General features: G+C 50.8%; 17 protein-coding genes. 12 read left to right on the top strand and 5 right to left on the bottom strand.

The window, feature by feature from the left end:
- Positions 1-195: 195 nt before the first annotated feature.
- Positions 196-1,182 (top strand): LLM class flavin-dependent oxidoreductase, encoded by a 987-nt coding sequence (locus BLW68_RS04040; protein WP_092790475.1) that lies wholly within the window; start codon positions 196-198, stop codon positions 1,180-1,182.
- 72 nt (positions 1,183-1,254) lie between these two features.
- On the opposite strand, the gene BLW68_RS04035 is transcribed toward BLW68_RS04040, so the two are convergent.
- The 5 genes from BLW68_RS04035 to BLW68_RS04015 all read right to left on the bottom strand — a co-directional run bounded on the left by BLW68_RS04035 (position 1,255) and on the right by BLW68_RS04015 (position 8,356).
- Complete coding sequence (locus BLW68_RS04035) at positions 1,255-3,372, bottom strand: TonB-dependent siderophore receptor (RefSeq protein WP_092790472.1); 2,118 nt, start codon at positions 3,370-3,372, stop codon at positions 1,255-1,257.
- Between the two features lie 186 nt (positions 3,373-3,558).
- On the bottom strand, positions 3,559-4,515 hold the full coding sequence (locus tag BLW68_RS04030; RefSeq protein WP_092790470.1) for a glycoside hydrolase family 16 protein: 957 nt from the start codon (positions 4,513-4,515) through the stop codon (positions 3,559-3,561).
- A gap of 150 nt (positions 4,516-4,665) precedes the next feature.
- Positions 4,666-5,493 carry a kinase gene (locus BLW68_RS04025; RefSeq protein WP_245728262.1) on the bottom strand — a complete coding sequence of 276 codons (828 nt, stop codon included), beginning with the start codon at positions 5,491-5,493 and terminating at the stop codon, positions 4,666-4,668.
- Complete coding sequence (locus tag BLW68_RS04020; protein ID WP_092790467.1) at positions 5,490-6,860, bottom strand: sigma-54-dependent transcriptional regulator; 1,371 nt, start codon at positions 6,858-6,860, stop codon at positions 5,490-5,492. The genes BLW68_RS04025 and BLW68_RS04020 overlap by 4 nt, the downstream gene beginning before the upstream one ends.
- Positions 6,857-8,356: a sensor histidine kinase gene (locus tag BLW68_RS04015; RefSeq protein ID WP_218141295.1), complete on the bottom strand. Its 1,500-nt coding sequence runs from the start codon at positions 8,354-8,356 to the stop codon at positions 6,857-6,859. Before BLW68_RS04015 ends, BLW68_RS04020 begins: the two co-directional genes overlap by 4 nt.
- Before the next feature lie 155 nt (positions 8,357-8,511).
- Between BLW68_RS04015 and BLW68_RS04010 the strand changes: the two genes are divergently transcribed.
- From BLW68_RS04010 to BLW68_RS03960, 11 genes are all read left to right on the top strand, one after another.
- Positions 8,512-8,910 carry a DUF4168 domain-containing protein gene (locus BLW68_RS04010; protein ID WP_092790465.1) on the top strand — a complete coding sequence of 133 codons (399 nt, stop codon included), beginning with the start codon at positions 8,512-8,514 and terminating at the stop codon, positions 8,908-8,910.
- Positions 8,911-9,028: 118 nt separating this feature from the next.
- The gene (locus BLW68_RS04005; RefSeq protein ID WP_092790463.1) at positions 9,029-10,342 is read left to right on the top strand and encodes a short-chain fatty acid transporter; all 1,314 of its coding nucleotides are present in this window, start codon (positions 9,029-9,031) and stop codon (positions 10,340-10,342) included.
- 214 nt (positions 10,343-10,556) lie between these two features.
- Positions 10,557-11,705, top strand: a complete 1,149-nt coding sequence (locus tag BLW68_RS04000) for a PepSY-associated TM helix domain-containing protein (protein ID WP_092790461.1) — start codon at positions 10,557-10,559, stop codon at positions 11,703-11,705.
- On the top strand, positions 11,695-12,171 hold the full coding sequence (locus BLW68_RS03995) for a hypothetical protein (protein WP_092790459.1): 477 nt from the start codon (positions 11,695-11,697) through the stop codon (positions 12,169-12,171). Before BLW68_RS04000 ends, BLW68_RS03995 begins: the two co-directional genes overlap by 11 nt.
- 66 nt (positions 12,172-12,237) lie before the next feature.
- Positions 12,238-13,212, top strand: coding sequence for an NAD(P)/FAD-dependent oxidoreductase (locus tag BLW68_RS03990; protein ID WP_092790457.1), 975 nt, complete (start codon positions 12,238-12,240; stop codon positions 13,210-13,212).
- Positions 13,209-13,919 (top strand): SDR family NAD(P)-dependent oxidoreductase, encoded by a 711-nt coding sequence (locus tag BLW68_RS03985; protein WP_092790454.1) that lies wholly within the window; start codon positions 13,209-13,211, stop codon positions 13,917-13,919. The genes BLW68_RS03990 and BLW68_RS03985 overlap by 4 nt, the downstream gene beginning before the upstream one ends.
- A gap of 118 nt (positions 13,920-14,037) precedes the next feature.
- Positions 14,038-15,294, top strand: coding sequence for a DUF2235 domain-containing protein (locus tag BLW68_RS03980; RefSeq protein WP_092790453.1), 1,257 nt, complete (start codon positions 14,038-14,040; stop codon positions 15,292-15,294).
- A gap of 131 nt (positions 15,295-15,425) precedes the next feature.
- Positions 15,426-17,549 carry a TonB-dependent siderophore receptor gene (locus BLW68_RS03975; RefSeq protein WP_092790450.1) on the top strand — a complete coding sequence of 708 codons (2,124 nt, stop codon included), beginning with the start codon at positions 15,426-15,428 and terminating at the stop codon, positions 17,547-17,549.
- Between the two features lie 118 nt (positions 17,550-17,667).
- The gene (locus BLW68_RS03970) at positions 17,668-18,333 is read left to right on the top strand and encodes an ABC transporter ATP-binding protein (RefSeq protein WP_218141294.1); all 666 of its coding nucleotides are present in this window, start codon (positions 17,668-17,670) and stop codon (positions 18,331-18,333) included.
- A complete protein-coding gene (locus BLW68_RS03965) occupies positions 18,326-19,774 on the top strand; it encodes an ABC transporter permease (RefSeq protein WP_092790445.1) in 1,449 nt (482 codons plus the stop codon). Before BLW68_RS03970 ends, BLW68_RS03965 begins: the two co-directional genes overlap by 8 nt.
- Positions 19,771-21,018, top strand: a complete 1,248-nt coding sequence (locus tag BLW68_RS03960; protein ID WP_092790443.1) for a DUF3526 domain-containing protein — start codon at positions 19,771-19,773, stop codon at positions 21,016-21,018. Before BLW68_RS03965 ends, BLW68_RS03960 begins: the two co-directional genes overlap by 4 nt.
- The last annotated feature ends 51 nt before the right edge of the window (positions 21,019-21,069 follow it).

Below are 21,069 nucleotides of genomic sequence, written 5' to 3'. Positions count from 1 at the left end.
GGTTAGCGGTTAACGACTTGTCGTTTTTTAAACGCCTAACGCTCCGCTAATTTTTCGGGAAAAGCCTCTAAAATCAGAGGCTTTTTTATTGCCGCTTAGCTAACCCTTGAAACCGCTGAGGTAGGCCCCCATTGCTGTTATAGTTTTATACCATTTGGTATGTAATATCCATATTCACAGCGATGCGGAGCGTACATGATCCCTTTATCCATTTTAGATTTAGCCCCGGTTTCAGCAGGCAGCAGCGTGGCCGACAGTTTTGCTGCCAGCAAAGCCCTGGCACAACATGCCGAACAGTTAGGTTATCACCGCTACTGGCTGGCTGAGCACCACAATATGCCGGGCATTGCCAGTGCTGCTACGTCGTTATTAATCAGCCATTTAGCTGCTGCGACGTCGCGTATTCGTTTGGGTGCCGGTGGTATTATGCTGCCGAACCACTCGCCGCTGGTTATCGCCGAACAATTCGGCACGCTGGCAACCCTGTACCCTAACCGTATCGACTTAGGCTTAGGCCGGGCACCGGGTAGTGATCAGGCCACAGCACGGGCGTTGCGCCGGCATAAAGTGGAAACCGAAGCGCAGTTCCCGGCTGATATCGCCGAGTTGCAGCAGTATTTTGCTGCCGCCAGGCCGGATCAGTTAGTGCAGGCCGTACCGGGGCAAGGGCTGAATGTGCCGTTATGGATATTAGGCTCCAGCTTATATGGCGCCCAATTAGCGGCGCAGTTGGGGTTGCCCTATGCCTTTGCTTCGCATTTTGCTCCGGGCATGATGCAGCAGGCCGCAGAGCTGTACCGGCGCGAGTTTAAACCCTCGGCGCAACTGGATAAACCTTACCTGATGCTGGCGCTGAATGTGTTTGCCGCAGACACTGCAACTGAAGCCAAACGGCTGTTTAGCTCACTGCAACAGCAGTTTGTTAATCTGACGCGGGGGACCCCCGGCTTATTGCCAAAACCGGTGGATAGCATGGACACTATCTGGCAGCCACATGAAAAAGCCTATGTACAGACAGCTCTAGCCTGCTCTGTGGTGGGCGATGCCGCTGCGGTGCAGCAAGGCATTAAGGATTTTATTGCCAAACATAACCCCGACGAGCTAATGCTGACCAGCATGATGCACGACCCGCAAGCGCGGCAAACCAGTTACCGCATAGCGGCAGAGTTACGGGCAGAATAAAGTACAGGTTTTTACAAAACGGGGCTTTCTGTAAGGGCGGCCCCGTTTTAACCGGCCGCTTAGCTTAATGCCTTAGTAGCGCCAGGTAACGGCCGCCTGCCATTGTGCTGGCGCGCCATAGTAAGCCTGTGTCCAGTACAGGCTTTCATAATGTTTGCGGTCAGTAAGGTTAGTTGCGTTGAGCGCAACTGACAGATTTTCGCTCAGGTTGTAGCGGACAAACATATCCACTAAGGCATAGCTGCCCTGACGGATACGGATATCTGTTTCAGGCGTAATGGCGATGCTATCCTGCCACTGCACACTGGCACCTACAGATAAGTTGGCAATGGCCTGCGGGTAATAAACTCCGGACAGTTTTACCAGATTACGCGGTACATAGGTGCGTACCTGCTTGCCGTCGTTGCCTTCTACACTTTGTAGCCAGGTATAACCAAAGCTAAGGTTAAACTGGTCGGTAATGCTGCCGGTAAGTTCCAGTTCAGCGCCTTGTGACTGATAATCAAGGCCGGTGTAGGTATTAACGCCGTTAATAACTTCAACAAATTCGCCGACGTTTTTCAGATCAGCACGAAACAGCGCGGCACTGGCAGTAGCACGGTTATTGTTGAGCAAGAACTTGACGCCCACTTCGCTGTTATCACCTTTGGCTACGCCCAGCGCCTTAAATCCGGTATCAACAAAAGATTGCGGTGTAAAAACCTCACTGTAGCTGGCGTACAGCGATACAGTATCGTTCAGCTGATAAACCCCGCCGACATAAGGCACTGTTTCGCTGGCATCTGAGCTGCTGTCAACGCCATAGCTGTAGCCACTTTGTTCAACCGACATGGCTCTGGCGCCCAGCAACACAGACAAGGCATCACTCAGGTGCAACCGCGTAGCCAGGTAAAACGATTGATGAATTTGTTTGTCCAGATGGCCGGTGGTGTAAGGATCAGTATCGTCAAATACTCCTTTGGGGGAAGAACCCGCTGCCCAGTCGGCGCCCAGCACCGGATAACCGGTTTCGTAATCGAAAAACGACTGGCCGAACAGGTCGATGTTAGCGTAATTAACCCCGGCCATCAGTTCGTGCTTACGCCCAGCCAGCGCATAACTGCCGCTGAGGTAAATATCGGCAATGCGATGTTTTTCATCAAGTTTGTAGGCGCTGGCATAGCCGTTAAGGCCAAGCTCTGTAGCTTTGTCCGGCGTGCCATAGACATAAAATAGCTCGGCATCCTGCAGCATTTTATTCTGGCTCAGTAAAATATTCAGGCTCCAGTCGTCGCTCAGTTGCTGGCGTAACTCGGCAAAGGTCTGGGTAGTTTTGTTATCGCGGTAAGCCCAATCGGTGGCGGTACTGGTAGCAATAGCATAGTTAGTTGGCGTGCCGTCGGTGTAATACAGCGGCAGAGCACCGGATAAGCTGCCATCCGCTTTATTGTTATTTACACTGTGGCCCAGTGTCAGCTCAGTGCGATCTGTCAGATCATACTCGCCCACCAGATACAATTGCGAGGTGTCGTCTGCTTTGCGGTCCAGGTATGAATCTGCCGTATCTTTAGCGGCTACTATTCTGCCGCGGAAACGCTCACTGATGCTGCCGGAAACATCACCTTCCAGCCGGCGGTGGTTTTCAGAACCGGCAGCCAGCGTAACATAGCCAAACAACTCCTGTGTCGGGCGTTTACGCAGGTAATTAACGGTGGCCGATGGATTCGCCAGCCCGGTAACCAAGCCGGCAGCACCTTTGATCACTTCAATCTGCTCAAAAATGGCGGTGTCATAACTGCCTTGTGATAACCCGGCTGAAAACGGTACACCTATGCCGTCATATTGAAAATTAACCACATCAAAACCGCGGGCGGTATAGTAAACGCGTTCAGTTTCTGCCTTTTCTACCGTGACGCCAGGGGTGTAACTAAGTAAATCGTTCACGGAGTAGAGTGCAAAATCTTCTATTTGCGACCGGGACATGACCGTGATGACCTGCGGTGTTTCATACACGGTCAGGTCCAGCTTGGTAGCTGAGCGGCTCTCACCCTGATGGCCATAAACCGCGATAACTTCAACTGCTGCCTCTGCTGCTGAGTTATTTACGCTGCTGTTTTCGGCCAGTACACAGGTGCTGAGAGTAACAAACGAAACGGGTAGTGCAACACGCAGAGCGCTTGCCAGTACAGAAGTTTTAAATTGGCCGGGCATAGAAAATGTTCCTGAAACGTCATGGGTTATTTAGCTGCATTTCAGGCATTTTAAAGCAAGTTTCACCATCTTTAAAGCTTAATGATAATTATTGTTATTCGTATATTATAATGTTGCCAGAGATAATTCAGCCCGGCGCGGGGTGCGGGCCCGGGCTGAGTGGGTATACCGGCAGCTAGGGTTGTATTACAAACCACAAGGCGAAGGTAAGGCCGGTACTGCTTCGGGTACGGTGTCGACAAAAAACTGCTGCCGGGCTCTTAGCTCTGTTACTTGTGCGTTAACTTCGTCAGTGCTGAGCTGTGTTTGCGGAATGTGCAGTACCCAGTCGATATCTTGCTGATACTGGCGTTGCTCAGTTGAGTCAATTGGGCCAACCGAGCCATCCGCCCCTTTTGGCATAAACCAGAGGTTAAAATTAACTGACATTGGTACTTCGGGTGCTACATTAGCGCTGTGTTCGCCAATCAATTCACCATCGACAAAGTAACGCACAGCATCGGCGCTGACGTTCATTACCAGCGTGCGCCAGCCGCTGTAGTCACCTTCAACCCGGCTGTATTCATTTACTTTGGTCCAGGGTTCTAGCTGAAAGGTTTCCCAGCTGGTAGTCCACATTGCGGGCTGGGTATTTTCACCCCATCCGCCATTGGGCAGATATTCGAAATCGACTTCGCTATAGTTGGGATCAAGCGGATACTCCAGTGGGCTGATGGCATAAAATGTCTGGATCACTTCGTCGCCATCCGGCCCGTAGGTTGGCTCATTGCGGAAAAATACCCTGGCGGCATAGGTGCCATATAAGTATTTACGTGCATGGCAAATTTGCGTATGCCGGGTGCCTTCACCTGTGCCATCGGTAACAGAGCTTAAGCGGGCTATACCAAACTGCGCCTGTTCAGGTGCCGGGTGCAGGCTGACGCCATCAACTGACCAGGCAGCCCCGGCAATGCCAGGGTGTCCGGTTTCTGAGCGTGCAGTCCAGCCATTAGCAAACAAGGCGTCAGTGCTGTCATAATTAAAATCATCAAACAGCAGAGCTGCGGTGTTGGCGTGATCTGCTGATGTTATCTCTGCCGCAGGATTACAACCTTGTAATGCCAGCATAATTGCGGTGGTTACTATTATTTTTGTTTTTGTCATTTACCCGTCCTTCCCCATAGTTTGCTGAAACCCGGCCTGACTGAAAGTGAAAGGTGTTAACCGGGCTGAGCATAAGCGCTCAAAAAACAGACTATCAGCAAATTGACAGCGCTGTCAATTTGGTTTTGTTATCTAAAATACCAACAGTTTTTACTGCATTAACCGGGGTTGCTGTTGTTTATTCAGGGCAATAATATAACTGGCCTGCTGCGGCAGCAGCTGCCAGCTGGCTTGGGTTAAACGCTGAAATGGCAACATAAACCGCGCCAGTTCGGCTTCTGTCATGCCTTTACCACGGCTTTGCCATAGTTTGCGTTCCTGCTGCGCGCGCCAGCGGCATACGCAATCCCAGTCGGGTGCCTGTAGCCAAATCAGTGGTGTCATTAAGCGCCAATATTCTGCGTAAGGCCCAGCCAGTTGCTGGTTTACGTAATGTCGCCAGCGGCAATCAGTGTCTGCTTTGGCTTCCAGTTCATTAACCGGCGTAGCCAGTTCTGCTTCGGTTTGCGCCGGTACGCCCAGGCACCAGCCTTCAACAATAAGGATATCCAGCGTTTGTGCCGGTAAGGCAGCTGCAGGTTCATCCAGCGCCTTATCAAACCGGGGTAGTGCTACCGGTACGCCTGCCAGCACAGCTTTGGCATCGGCCAGTGCCTGCGCAATATTATGCGTACCCGGTACGCCGCGTTGTGCCAGCAAGGGGTGTACATTTTCTGCCAGTTGCCGGCGCTGTGCTTTGCTCAGGTAGTAATCGTCCAGCGATACGGCAGCGGCGTTGCAGCCGGTTGCACTAAACATCTGCGCCAGCAGAGCAGCCAGCGTACTTTTGCCGCTGCCCTGAGCTCCGCTGATACCGATAACTACCGGGTGCGGCAGGTTCTGTAGTGCGCTGAATAGTTGCTGTAGCATTTGCCGGTAAGCCTGCTCTGCATCTGCATTAAGCTGTAGGTGTTGTAACCATGCGTTAAGTTGCATCATTGTTGCTCGGCCTGTTGTTCTTCCAGCCAGCGATACAGCGTACGGCGGGTAATACCGAGTATTTCTGCCGTCTGTTGTTTATTGCCATTGGTATACTGCAATACCTGGCGCATATAGTTGTGCTGCACCTGTTGCAGGCTGGGCCAGCTGGTGTCGCTGGCTTGCTGCGGCACTGCCGATTTGCCCTGGTAGCTGACAATACGTTCGGGTAAGTCGTCGGGGGTTATTTCATGGCTGGCAGCGAAGGTATAGGCCCGCTCCAGTGCGTTTTGCAGCTCACGCACATTGCCCGGAAACGGATAACGGTACAGGCAATCCAGCGCATCGCTGCTGATACTGTGTACATTCGCCGGTTGTTTTTGCTTTAACTGCGCCAGAAAATGCTGCGCCAGCAGCTCCAGATCGTCGGCCCGCTCCCGCAGTGGCGGTATATTCAGCGTAAAGGTTTCCAGCCGGAAGAATAAATCGGCACGGAACTGGCTGGCTTCAACCAGCTGTTCTAAATTCTGATGCGTGGCGGCAATAATGCGTACATCAACCGCTACTTCGTCATCGCCGCCCACCGGGCGCATGCGGCCTTCCTGCAATACGCGCAATAATTTGGCCTGCAGCAGCAGGGGCATTTCGGCTATTTCGTCCAGCAGCAGGGTGCCGCCATCGGCCTGTTTAAATAGCCCGGCGCGGCTACCTCTGGCACCTGTGTAGGCCCCGGCCGCATGGCCGAAGAATTCACTTTCCATTAGCTCGGCCGGAATGCCGGCACAATTTACCGCAATAAAAGGCTTGGCTGCGCGCTCACTTTGCTGGTGCAGTGCCTGCGCTACCAGCTCTTTACCGCTGCCGCTTTCGCCCAAAATTAATACGGCGCCCTGCGCTTTGGCTATGCGCTCAGTTTGCTGGTACAAGCGGCGCATGGCACGGCTTTGGCCGATCATGCCGCCCGGCCCTTGCTGGCTGCTCTGGCGGTATTGTTGCACTTCCTGTTGCAGCGCTTTATGCGCCAGTAAGCGCTCAACACTAAGCAGCAGATGTTCTAAATCCAGTGGTTTGGTAAGAAAGTCATCGGCCCCCTGTTTTAGGGCTGCCACGGCCTGGCGCACGGTGCCAAAAGCAGTAATTAGCAGCAGTGCCGGTGGCTTAGGTTGCTGGCGTAAGCGCTGTAACAGGGCCATACCATCAATACCCGGCAGGCGGATATCGCTTATTACCAGATCCGGTGTTAAATCTTCCAGTTGCGCCAGCAAGGCTTCGGCACTGTCACAGGCTGCTACCTGATAGCCATGGCTGGTTAGTTCTTCCTGCAGTAGCTCCAGCAGTGCCGGGTCGTCCTCCACTACTGCAATACGGTACGGTGAGGCGTTTTTCATACGTTGGCCTCCGGTTTAGCGGCTACTTCTGTCTGTAACGGTAAGGATATACGCACACAGCAGCCGCCCTGTGGCCGGTTCGACAACAACAGTTTCCCCTGATGCTCCAGCACAATTTGCTGCACTATGGCCAGCCCCAGCCCGGTGCCACGGCCCTGCGCTTTGGTAGACACAAAGGGTGATAACAGCTGTTCGGTACTAAATTGCGGCGGTAAACCGGCGCCATCGTCCAGCACACTAATGGCCAGCTCGCCGGCTTTTACTTCCACCTGTACCGATACACTGCTGGTTGCCGCCTGCACCGCATTGCGCAGTAAATTCACCAGTGCCAGTTCCAGCCGGCCGGGATCACCATACAGCGTTATTTTAGGGCACGGCTGCTGCAGCTGCGGTTGTGCATCTTCAGCCTGCAATTCAAAACTGAGGCTGTGAATGGCCTGTTGTAATAATTCGGCTACCGACAGCGGCTGGCGCTGGGCCACCGGCGTATAAGCAAATGCCTGTAATTGCCGTACCAGTGTGCTTAATCGCGATACCTGGTTACGCACGGCCTGCAACTGGCGCTCGGTGTCTTCATCATTGTGCTCGCGCAGCACACGTTGCACACGGCCATCAATTACCGTGAGCGGAGCGCCAAGCTCATGCGCTACGCCACTAACCAGCTGGCCGATTACCGCCATTTTTTCCTGTTCTTTCAGCTGTTGCGTTAGCTGTTGCTGCTGCAATTGTTGCTGGCGCAACTGTTGTTCAGATTGCTGCATACTGTCGAGCATAGTGTTTAAGCCACGGCTTACTTCCTGTAACTCGGCCGGGCCGGACAGCACCGCCCGGTGCTGTATTTCGCCCTGTGCTACCCGGCGCATACTGCCCAGTAATTGCCATAAATAGCGGCCAATAGCCTTGTTATGGCCAAAACGGATAATTAAAAAACTGAGCAGAGCCAGTGCGCCCCAGCTAAGCCAGGCCAGACGGGACAAATGGGTTAATGATTGCTCAAAGTCACTGGCACGGCGGGTAATTTGCAGCAGGCCATGAATGCGGCCGCTACGATCGGTTACAGGCATAAACTGCGAATATAACTGCCAGCCGGATACCACACTATAAGATTCCTGCTGCTCGCCGGTACGCACGGCTTCCGAGGCTGCCAGTGAGCGGGTTAAGTCGTTGTCGGCCAGCCCGGTAGAGGCCACCAGCCTGCCGCTGGTGTTATAAACCGCTGCGCCATAAATTTCATTGATAGCAAACACTGATTCCAGATTCGCCAGTATCGCATTGCCATCGCCGTTAAGCAGGGCGTCGCTGACGGGGGTACGAATAGCCCGGCCAATCAGCTCCAGATCACTGCGCAGGCTCTGGCTTACCAGTTCGTGGGTAAAGCTAAGGCCAAAGCGGATGGCCAGGCCACACAGCAATAACATTGGCAATACCACATAGCAGAACAAACTGCGCTGCAAGCTGCTTTGCGGCCAGCGTAGTAAACTGGATAGTTTTGTCACAATGCCTCCTTTGGTGTGTCATAAGTATACACAAGCTTGGCGATATAGCCGAACTTCAAACGGGCTATTAAATATAGTTGTTTATAATCAGTATCTTAAAAGTTGGCACACAACTGGCAATAGCAATACTGAATTATTATCAGAGGAGACTCTTTATGCGTAAAACGTATTTAGCCGCCATTCTGGCAGGCCTTACCTTATCTGGTGCTGCGCTGGCACAACAAACTGCCACAGAGGCGCCTACTCAGGCTGCAGCAACTACGCAGCAAAGTGCCGTAGATCTGAGCGATGCCAATCTGCTGAAGTTCAGTGTTGCAATGGATTCCATCCAGAAGGTTGGTGCAGAGTATGAAAGTAAGTTCCAGGCAGCCGAAACGCCGGAACAAGCCCAGCAAGTGCAGCAAGAAGCACAGGCTGAAATGGTAAAAGCGGTGGAAGCAGCAGGGTTAACTGCTGATGAATACAACGCCATCGCCCAACAGGCACAGCAGGATGAAGCCCTGCGCAACAAAATTCTCGCTATGGCAAAAACCCCTGCGTCAAACAAGGGCTAAACCAGGCAGAACCGCTGGGTAAACCTGCCAGCCAGGCCGGAGCTGATCCGACTGGCTGGCAACCTTTCACTTTTCACGTTAGGCTAAGTGCAACATTCTGTTGATTCAGTGAGTTGCCATGTTAAACGCTGCTGCTAAACCCCTTGTTAAACTGGTTGAACGCTACCTGCCCGATCCGTACATCTTTGTACTGTTACTCAGCATAGTGGTATTTGCCGCGGCAATATTATTTGAGCAGCAAAGCCCGCTGGCCGTTTTAGGCTATTGGGGTGACGGTTTCTGGGGCTTGCTCAGTTTTTCCATGCAAATGCTGCTGGTGCTGGTTACCGGCTTTATGCTGGCCAGTACGCCGCTGGTACAAGGCATACTGGATCGCTTGGCTGCCCTGGCAAAAACGGCCGGCCAGGCTATTTTGCTGGTAACGGTTATTTCGTTGCTGGCCAGCTGGATTAACTGGGGTTTTGGTTTAGTGGTAGGGGCGCTGTTCGCCAAAGCTTTGGCCAGAAAAGTAAGAGTGGATTACCGCTTACTGGTAGCCAGCGCTTACTCGGGTTTTGTGGTGTGGCATGGCGGGCTGGCAGGCTCAGTGCCGTTAACTATTGCCACGCCAAATCACTTTAGCGAAGCGCAAATAGGCATTATTCCCACCAGTGAAACGATTTTTGCCGGTTTTAACCTGCTATTAGTGGCTTTACTGTTTATTGCCGTGCCGCTGGTAAATTACTTAATGCTGCCCAAAGCCGGGGACAGTGTTTATGTTGACCCGGCTAAACTGCAGGAGCCAGCCGTGCTGGATACCGGTACCACGCGTCCGGCCGATAGGCTGGAAAACAGTATGCTGCTGGCGCTGTTAGTAGGTTTTGCCGGTATTGCTTATTTAGTGCAGTACTTTGCTAAGGGCGGCGGGCTTAACCTGAATATCGTTAACTTCTTATTTTTGTTTCTTGCCATAGTACTGCACGGCACACCAAGGCGTTTGCTGCACAGCCTGCAGCAGGCAATTGCCGGCGGCGCCGGTATTGTTATTCAGTTTCCGTTTTATGCCGGCATTATGGCCATTATGGTGCAATCCGGCCTGGCCCAGAGTATGTCGCAGTGGTTTATCAGCTTTGCCAGTGCCGAATCACTGGCGTTCTGGAGCTTTCTTAGCGCCGGTATTGTGAATATCTTTGTACCTTCAGGCGGCGGCCAGTGGGCGGTGCAGGCACCGGTAATGTTGCCGGCGGCGCTGGAGCTGGGGGCCGATGTTAGCCGCATTGCCATGGCAGTGGCCTGGGGCGACGCCTGGACCAATCTGATCCAGCCATTCTGGGCCTTACCGGTGCTGGCCATTGCCGGTTTAAAAGCAAAAGATATTATGGGTTTTTGTCTGGTGCAGCTGGTTATTACCGGGGTAATTATCAGCCTGGTACTGAGCTTTGCCCTAACCTGATAACTTAAGCCAAACTCGACTCTTCGCGGCAAAGACGTTTAAGCCTTCACGTTGCCGATAATATCGGCTGCGCTGTCCAACCGGCTGCCGCGCACCTGTATCACTCTAAATGGTAATCAATCTCAATTTCAATCTTGGTTGATAAGTATTCTTATTAACATTAATATAGTTGGCATTAATCGGGTACATCAGTGTAATCACAGGCAGTTTTAACATGGCTAAACTCAGCAATCGTTTCTGGTTTCAACTACATGGCTGGTTTTCATTACCAATATGGCTGATTTTCTGCTTTGTTTGTCTCACTGGCACTATTGCCGTTTTCAGCCATGAACTGACCTGGCTAACCAACCCGGCTTCGCGCGCGACAAACCCGGATAACTTAGCGGCCAGGCCGGTAGCCGAACTGGTAGCAACGGTACAGCAAGCCTACCCGACTGCTGATGTTGGCACAGTAATGGTATTTGAACCTTATCTGGTTAATGCAGTAATGTTTACCGATCACGATAAGCCGTTTGCTATTGCCTACGTAAACCAGTACAGCGGCGAAATTCAGCAAGTAAATGAAGGTATTACTTTTATCGGCTTTATGCGCAGCCTGCATGGCTGGTTATTATTTCCCTGGCCGGGTAGCTACAGCGTAGGTTATTACCTGGTGTCGGCAATGGCCATAGTGATGCTGGGCGCGCTGATCACCGGCCTGGTGATCTACAAAAACTTCTGGCGTAGTTTTATTCAACCAAAAATCCGTTTTAATCAGGGCAGAAAAACCGTACTGGCCGATTTACACCGGCTGGCCGGGGTGTGGTCGATCTGGTTTTTAATGCTGATGAGTGCTACCGGCCTGTGGTATTTGGTGCAGGCGGTAATGTGGCATGCCGATATTGATATAGAGCCGCATGCGCCTATTGTTGCGATAGCCGATATGCCGGCTGAGCAGAGTACACCGCCGGTCAGTTTTGCTGATGCAATGCATATTACCCAACAGCGTTTCCCGGATTTTCGCCCCAGTTACCTGATGCTGCCAGAGCATAACCGCGGCATGTATACGCTGATGGGCGGTGGCGACCATATTTTCTACGATGAGCAGTCTTATAACCTGAGTATTAACCCCTGGACCGGCGAGATTGCCCACGAGAAATCACCGCAATCGATGACGGCGTTGCAAACGGTAATGCATATTGCCGATCCGTTACACTACGGCACTATTGGTGGTATCTGGACCAAGGCTATCTGGTTTTTGTTTGGTTTGATCTTGTCCGGCATGTCGATTACCGGCTTTATGATATGGGGCAGCCGCACCGTTAAAGCGGTTCGGGCCAGCCGTAGCAGCGAAGCATTGCAGGAGGTTAACCATGGCGCGTAGTAACAGCGTGTGGCAGCGGCATAAATACAAACTGAATGGCCTGGTGCTGGTATTGCCATTCTGGTTTTTATATCAGTCACTGACACCGGAATTTCCGCCCGCCTGGCCGGCACAGCAAGTAGGGCAATTTGAAATTGCACCTATGCCACTAAACCTGAAACCACCTTATGCCCATCATGATGAGTATGTAAAAGATTTTATGCTGATGTTCGGCCAGGGCGATGTCAGCGATATTCGCCAGGGTTATGTCAATATTGGCCCGGCGCCTCTGCCAATTGAAGAACTGCAACAAGGCGATGAAGGCATTTTGCACGGCAGCCGCCATGGCCAGCATGTGCATGCGATAGCACCGAAGCAGTTTAGCGCCACAGATAAACTTTGGCTGACCATTGAAACCTGGCAGGGCGAACAGCTGACCAGCAGCTGGGAGCTACCACCGGAATTACTACCCAAAATTCTGCCATAGCCTGATCGCGCCGCAGTGTTGGCGCGTAACCTGTGCCATGCCAGAACAAACTACAGGTAGTAAAGGGTGACAATAGCAATTATTGGTGCCGGAATCGCCGGAGCCGCCTGTGCCGCTCGGCTGACACGGCAAGGCCACCAGATAGTAGTGTTTGATAAAGGCCGTAGTGCTGGCGGGCGCATGAGCAGTAAGCGCACTGAACAGGGCTACCTGGATTTAGGTGCGCAGTATTTTACCGCCCGCAGTGAGGCTTTTCAGGCGCAGTGCCATCAATGGCTGCAAGCGGGTACTATTAGCCGCTGGAACGGAAGCTTAGCCGTGTTTGATGACAGCGGCCTTCACCCTTCACCTGATGATACCGAGCGTTATATTGGCCAGCCTGCCATGCAGGCACCGGTTGTGCAGTTGCTGGGTAACATCAGCCTGCATTGCAACTGCCCGGTAGATCAACTGCAATTTGATGGTAACCACTGGCAACTGTTCAGTAAGGGTATTGCGCTTGGCAGCTTTAGCCAATTGGTGCTGGCGATACCACAGCAGCAAGCCAGGCAGTTATTACAACCTTTTCTGCCGCAAAGCCCCAAGCTTGCAACACTGTTCGCCGCTACGGCACTGTTGCCATGCTGGGCGGTAAATATACAGCTTGAACAACCTTTGCTGCCGTATGACGCTATTTTTGTTAAAAACCACCCTCTCAGTTGGCTGGCACGGCAAGCCGCCAAACCGGGGCGTTGCCGCGCAGAGCACTGGCTGTTGCATTTTAGCCCGGCGTTCTCAGCCCAACATCTTGAAGCCAGCATAGACGTAATAGTTGAGCAGGCCGTTATAGCCTTACAGCATATTAGCGGGCAACCAATAAAAGCGGTGACAACACTATGCCATCGCTGGCGGTATGCCCAGCAGGCGCCGCAGTACCCGGTGTCTGGCGCGGTATATTTACCGGCTTTAGCACTGGGTTTGGCCGGAGACTGGCTTAACGGTGGCCGGGTAGAAAATGCCTGGTTAAGCGGTGTACAACTGGCGCAGGAGTTAGTGTTATGACGCAGTCTGTGTTGGTTATTGGCGCCAGTAAAGGCATTGGGCTGGCGCTGGCCCGGCATTACGCGGATGCAGGCGCAACCGTTTGTGTTATAAGCCGGCAAAATAATAGTGCCGGCAATGCAGGCATGCATTGGCTGCAAGATCCGTTGTTATCGGAGGAGCACAGCGCACAGGTCGTAAAGCATGCATTGCTGTATCAGCCGGATACCATTTTCATTTGTAACGGCGTATTGCATGACGACAAAGCCATGCCGGAAAAAACTATTCGCCAGCTGGACACCGCCATTCTGGCTGACCGTTTTTTAACTAATGTGCAGGTGCCGGCGTTATACCTGAAACTGTTATTCCCCTACCTTAGCAAGCAAGCCAATGTGCGCGTGCTGGCACTTAGCGCTAAAGTGGGCAGTATAGGTGATAACGCCCTTGGCGGCTGGTACAGCTACCGTATCAGCAAAGCTGCGCTGAATATGCTGGTGAAAAACCTCAGTATTGAAGTGGGCAGACTAAACAAAACTGCCGCTATTGTCAGTGTTCACCCCGGCACCACAGACACCGCATTGTCACAGCCCTTTCAGCAAAATTTACCTCAGGGGCAATTGCAAACCCCGGCTGCGACTGCACAGCGGCTGGCACGTGTGGCCGCCGGGCTTAATGCAGAGAAAACCGGTTTGCTACTGAATTGGGATGGCACAGCGCTACCCTGGTAAATTGTGTATGGTACGTTTTTTAACCAGGTTTGAACTATACTGTTTTCGCAGTCCGGCGCAGTTATCGTAGTAAGGTCGCAGTTAGATATGCCGTTTTTCTGATATAAGGAGAACAGTTATGGCGGCTTCTAAACGGATAATAATTTGTTGTGACGGCACCTGGAATGAGCCCGATGATATTCCCACCAATGTAACTAAACTGGTACGCAGTATTAAGCCCATCGCCAGCGATGGTATACATCAGGTGGTGTTTTATGATGAGGGCGTTGGCACCGGCGGCAGAATAGACAGATTTATCGGCGGTGCTTTTGGCCGCGGGCTGGAAAAAAACGTACTCGATTGCTACCGCTTTTTGGTACACAACTATGAGCTGGGCGACGAAATATATTGCTTTGGTTTTAGCCGTGGCGCTTATACCGCCAGGGCTTTTGTCGGGTTAATACACACCGTTGGCCTGCTGGAAAAAGACCAGCTTGATCAGATGAGGCAAGTATACAAATACTATCGCACCCACCCGGAACAACGGCCGCAAACACAGTATTATGACAACTACCGGCCGGAAATCCGGATGGTAGGCGTGTTTGATACCGTTGGTGCGCTGGGGGCGCCCACGCCATTTCTGGGAAAACTGACCCGCGGCTGGGTTGGCTTTTTTAACACCCATATTTGTGAGCAGGTAAAGCATGCCTATCATGCTCTGGCGCTGGACGAGCGGCGGGCGCCGTTTCAACCTGATTTATGGACCGGCAGCTTAAAAGATGATCAGTATGTGGAGCAATGCTGGTTTGCCGGGGTGCATTCTGATATTGGTGGTGGTTATGAAGAGTGTGGCTTGTCTGATATTCCACTGCAATGGATGCTGATTAAAGCCTGCGCACTGGGGCTGGAATTTAATGACGAGTACCTGTTAACCCTGTGCCAGCCTGATTTACATATGCAGGTGCACAACTCTTATTCGTACAGTTACAAATTACTGGAAAAAATCGGCGCCGGTGAGTCGGTGCGGCGCATTTATGGCGATCCGGCTAACCCTCCTATCAATGTCAGTATTCACGATAGTGTGTATCAGCGCATAGCGGGCGGTAAATACCGGCCACCAAACCCTGATTTTCCAACTGCCGACAAACTGGCCGACCGGCGCAGGCAAATCCGCTATATGGCCACCGATACCCCTCTGGCCCAACTGACGTTAAAAGAGTTTGCTGCCCATTGCCAGCTGCTGGATTTTAGCGCGGCAGGCGGCGCGCGTATTCAGTACAACGGTGAGCTGAAAAAAGGTGACAGCGTTAGCCTTAAAAGCGAACGTTTTGGTAGTAGTACTGCACAATGCGTATGGAAAAAAGGCAATCAGTACGGCCTGCAGTTTGTTGCCTGATATCGTAGGCGGTAACGCACTCAACGCTTAGTACCTGCTTTATGCCTCAAGTTTTACGCAGTTTCATTGCGATGGTAGTTGTGATGTTATAACATTCATAAACCAATCATTTTCCGCAAGCAGTAAGACAGATGAAAAAGCGGTTTTTATTTTCGTTACTCGCTATCTCTACCAGTGCAGCAGCCCAAAATACCGGCAACAATACCATTCAACATCAAGAGGCTAATGCCGGTATTGAGCATATTGAAGTTAAAAAACACTGGCAGCCTTATCGTGGCAATGTACCACTTATTGATACGCCGCAAGCCATAGATCGCATTAGTGTTGATAAATTAGAAAACGAGGGCATTACACGTTTTAGTGACGCCTTAGACTTTTCAGCGTCTATCGTTAGACAAAACAACTCTGGTGGTATGTTTGATAGCTTTGCTATCCGCGGTTTTTCGGGCGATGAATCCAACCCAACTGGCTACTTAATCAATGGTTTTAACGTACGCGGCTACAGCGGCAACAGAAGTACGGTAAATATTGAAACCATTGAAGTTATGAAAGGGCCAGGTTCCGCGCTATACGGCCAGGGAGAGCCTGGTGGCACCATCAATGTGATTACCAAGAAACCGCTGTTTGATGCGCAGGGTTACCTGCAGGCAACAGTAGGAAACTACAACAAGAAAGCACTGGAATTTGACTACACTAACGGCCTTAACGATGCCAGTGCTTACCGTATTACCGGTGCTTATGAAGATTCTGATACACACCGGGATCATGTTTTCTTTAAAAATCTAACCTTAAACCCCTCTTTTATCTGGAATATTTCTGACCAGACCAGCCTCAGCTACGAGATGGAAATTCTTGATCAGGAAAAACCACTGGATCGTGGTGTTTATATTTTAGATAACGATTTTGACGCGGCCAATCCCAGCGATTTTTATGGTGATATTCGGGACCGTGCTCACGAAGTTAAAGCCTTTGGTCATCAATTGATCTTAAATCATACACTGAGTCAGGATTGGCACCTGTTAACCGGTTTTGCCTACAGAGATTCATCCATGAAGGGGCAATCATCAGATACAGAGTTATCAGATGGCAGGCAGTTGCTGTTAACTGATCCTAATCGCTTATCAAGACAACGCAGAGAGCGCGATTACCAGGCGCGGGATCTCTCTTTACGTTTTGAGCTAAGTGGTAACACCGAACTTGCCGGTTTTGTGAATAATATCTTGGTCGGTCTGGATTATTACAACTATCACCTGGACACTGATTACAGATTGTGGCGAACAGCCTGGGGATCTGGCGATACAACCTATAGCATTGACCCGAATAATCCTGATTACACCATCTTCCGCCCCGCAGTGTTACCGGCAACACTGACGGATGAAAAACAGCAAGGCTTAGGTTTTTATGCCCAGGACTTGATTGAACTGACAGAGAAAACGAAGTTACTGCTCGGGTTTCGCGTAGATCGGTTTGAGCAAGATATTTTCAACAGAATCAGTGAAGTATCTCAAAGCCAGGATAAAACACAATTCACACCACGGGCCGGTTTTGTTTATCAAATTACCGACAGTGTGAATTTGTACACCAGTTATGCTGAAGGCTTCAGACCCAATCCGGGGCTGGATTCTGACAGAAATGCCTTTGCGCCTGAAGAAACCAGCTCTTTTGAAATCGGTGCTAAATGGCAAAATCTCGCCGGACGTTTCTCAGGTAGTGTTGCTATTTTCGATGCAGAAAAAACCAATATGTTGACGGCTGTACCAAACTCCAATTTTTCAGCAACCTTAGGTGAAGTAGCAAGCCAAGGTATTGAATTTCAGCTAACGACCAGCCTGACAACCAGCACCAGTATCGACCTGGGCTATGCCTACGTTGACGCAAAAACTGCTAAAGAGGCAACCAATCTCGAGTGGGGTGTGCCTATTGCTAAAGGCTCACGGTTAATCAACATCGCTAAACACTCTGGCTATATCTCTGTGAATCACTTTACTCAGGTATTAGCCAAAGACGCTTTCTTTGCTGTAACGGTACGCCACGTGGGTGACCGCGTGGGTGAAACAACCGATGCGAACTACATTTTACCGTCGTATACCCTGGTTAACCTGGCAGCGTCTGTCGATTTAAGCCAACAGCTTAGCCTGAAGTTTGATGTAAATAACCTGTTTAATGAAGAATACATTGAGAACTCGTACCATAAGTTATGGAACCTGCCGGGTTCGCCGGTAAACTACAGTGTTAGTGTGAAATATCAGTTCTGAAGTTAAGGCTTTCCCCACTACATGTAATATTTTTTATTGAATTTCGGGATGATTTAAAATGCAGGAACTGGTTATAAGTGCTTCAAATTTATGCGTTAACGTAAAAGAAAAGCAAATATTGAAGAATGTTTCCTTTAGTGCCCGAAAAGGCGAAGTAATGGCGCTGCTGGGCGGTAATGGCGCAGGTAAATCCACTACCATTAAAACCTTTCTTGGTCTTATGACGCCATCATCCGGCTCTGTGTCATTGGCAGGGGTTAATGTGCACCAGCAACCGGATATTGTGCGGCAAAAAGTCGCTTATTTGCCTGAGTCTGTCATGCTGTACGGCCATTTAACGGCGATTGAAAATATAAAATATTTTTTATCATTGTCTGGTAAGCAAAAGACAGCTGGCGATATTGCTGAAGCTTTACAGCGTGTTGCATTGCAGGAAGCATCCTGGAATTCAGCACTGGCTGGTTATTCAAAAGGCATGCGGCAAAAAACCGCCATTGCCCTGGCATTGCTGCGTGACGCGCCCATTTTGTTTTTAGATGAACCTACATCCGGCCTGGACCCTGTTGCCATTGATGAATTCAACCGTTTAGTAAAACAGTTGGCCGCGCAGGGCTCTACTATTTTTATGGTAACCCACGATGTTTATGGTGCCTGTCATGTCGCTGACCGTATTGGCTTACTGCACAACGGAGAAATTGTCGGTATGTTCGACGCGCCCGAACACGGCAATATCGACTCTGAGGTCGTGCACAAAGCGTTTACTGCCGGGGCGCACAATGAGTAGCGCGGTAATGGGTAGTAAGGTATTGGCAATCGCCAAAGACGAATGGCGCTACTGGCGACGTTCCAAGTTGGCGCAAACCGTGTTGCTGATTGCGCTGGTGTTAGCAATTGCCTCGGTGTGGGTAACGCAAGCCGCCATTACGGCAACGGCTGAAAAGCGTCAGCATATGCAAGCTGAGGCGAAGCAGGTGTTTGAGGCACAACCAGACCGCCATCCCCACCGGATGATCCACTATGGACACTATTTATTTCGTGCTCCGCCGCCGTTAAGTGCATTAGATCCGGGTATCGATGCGTTTACCGGTAATGCCATTTTTCTTGAAGGCCACCAGCAAAACAGCGCCACCTTTGCCGAGCAAAAGCAAAGCAGTGGCTTAAACTGGCTCGGTAAACTCACCCCTGCCTATGTCATGCAAGTACTCACCCCTCTGCTGCTCATTGTACTGGGCTTCGGTGTGATGACCCGTGAGCGCGAGGCCGGCACCTTAGATTTTCTTAAGGTGCAGGGGGTGTCACCGCTAACGCTTATGCTGGGTAAAGCTGTGGCGCTGGCCGGTGCGGGCCTGTTAATACTGGCTCCGCTTGTTGTGGGTGCATTGCTGACGCTGTTAAACGGTGCTGCGGTGTTACCCGTGGTGGCTTTTGTGATTGCCTATCTGCTGTATCTGGCTATTTGGTGCGGCATCGTGCTGGCTGTTTCTGCTCTGGCATCCGCTAACAGCACCAGTTTTAGTGGCTTAATGGCGGTTTGGATCCTCATGTGTCTTATCCTGCCCAGAATTGCCGGCAACACTGCCAGTGTTGCTCTGGCCTCGCAGGGCAAACTGGAAACCGATTTTGCTGTGCTACAAAGTATTCGTGACACAGGCGACGGGCACAATGCTAACGATCCTGCTTTTAAAGCGCTTAAAGACAACCTTTTAGCTCAATATAACGTTGCGACAGTGGAAGAGTTACCGGTTAATTTCAGAGGTGTGGTATCACGCTATTCAGAGGCGCATCATACGGAAGTGTTGAACAAATTTGCCGAGCAAAAAATGCAAAGTGAACAAGCTCAGGCTGATATTGTCCGCAAATTTGGCTGGTTGTCACCTGCTATTGCCATTCAAACCGCTTCGATGAAACTGGCCGGCACCGATTTGGAAAACTACCAACGTTTCCTGCGCGAGGCAGAAACAATACGCTATGACTTTGTGCAGTCGATGAATACGCTGCACGCTGAAGGGCTTAGCTACGCGCAAGATGCAAACAGATATAGTAGCCAACAAGCAAAGCAAGAGGCGACTGTCAGCTCAGCTAACTGGCAAATACTGGATGATTTTCATTTTACACCGTTAGCGCCAACGCAACGTTTTGCCAACAGCATTATGGCGTTGTTACAGCTATTTTGTGCCATGGCTGTGGTGTTGGGATTTATTTTATTCGCAGGTAGACGTATATGAGTTGGTTAGACATTTGTCGTGAAACCCGATTTGTTTTACACAAGAACAGCGTAGCTTTAGTGCTTTTGGTGGGTTTTCTACTGGCTTTATTTTCTGTGTGGACCGGCAGCGTGGAAGTCGCACAGCAACATGCCACCATAGAACGTATGCAAAAAGCCGATCAACAGGATCAAGCCGATGTAGCACAGCGCTATGATGAGCCGGGTCTCCTTGCTTATTATACTTTCCATCTGACTTATGCGCCGCCATCTTCCCTGGCCTTTGCCGCTGCAGGCGTACGTGATGTTTACCCATGGAAGCATCGCATTCGCATGCTGGCACTTGAAGGGCAAATTCATGAGTCTGATACCCAAAACCCTGAGCTGGCAATGGTTGGTCGCATCGATTTTACCTTTGTTATCGCCGTTATTGCGCCATTACTGCTGATATTGTTACTGCATGACTTGCGGGCAAGCGAGCGGGCTGCCGGCCGGTTAGACTTTTTATCCATTACTGCGCGCACGGGCTATAGTTTGTGGCCATTACGCGCCGCAGTTGTTGTGCTGGCGTTGTGGTTAGTGCTTGTGCTGCCTTTTATCGCTGGCGCTATATTCAATGGTGTCTCTGCCGGGTTAATGCTATCGGTTATATTTATAGTGCTGGTTTATATTCTGCTATGGTCATTACTGTGTTATTGGGTGGCACGTTTTAGCTTTTCTGCCCCGGTACTGGCCTCGTTTTTAATCGGCTTTTGGTTATTAACCACCTTTATTATTCCTGCTGTCGCCAATGTCGCAATTGATAAAAGCTTTCATGGCCCGCAAGGCGGCGATATTCTGCTGACCCAGCGTGAAGCGGTAAATGATGCCTGGGATATTCCTATTGAAACAACCATGCAGGCTTTTGTGGTATCTCACCCGGAGTGGGCTGGCAAAACGCAGGTAAAATCGCTGTTTGAATGGAAATGGTATTACGCCTTTCAGCAACTGGGGGATGAAGCGGCCAAGCCATTAGCGCAAGCTTATCAGCAAACCGCAGCAGATAAATATCGGGCAGCGGGTTGGGTAGCATGGTTATCACCGGCAACCTTACTGCAAAGAACTCTTACCGATTGGGCGCACACAGACGCGAAAGCAGCATGGCGCTATGAGCAAAAAGTAAGAGATTTTCACGCGCAACTGCGTCATTTTTACTATCCGCTGTTGTTCAACGACGATAAATACCATGCAGAAGCCTTGGACGCCCGGCCAGTCTTTGAACCCTAAGGTTATAATGAAACACCGCCGGTTAAAAAAGGCGAGTCTGCGGTAGTGATT

The sequence above is a fragment of the Rheinheimera pacifica genome, from assembly GCF_900108485.1.
Taxonomy (GTDB): Bacteria; Pseudomonadota; Gammaproteobacteria; order Enterobacterales; family Alteromonadaceae; genus Alishewanella; species Alishewanella pacifica.
The sequence above is the reverse complement of the archived record's forward strand: the minus strand, read 5'-3'. Positions and strand labels throughout refer to the sequence as shown.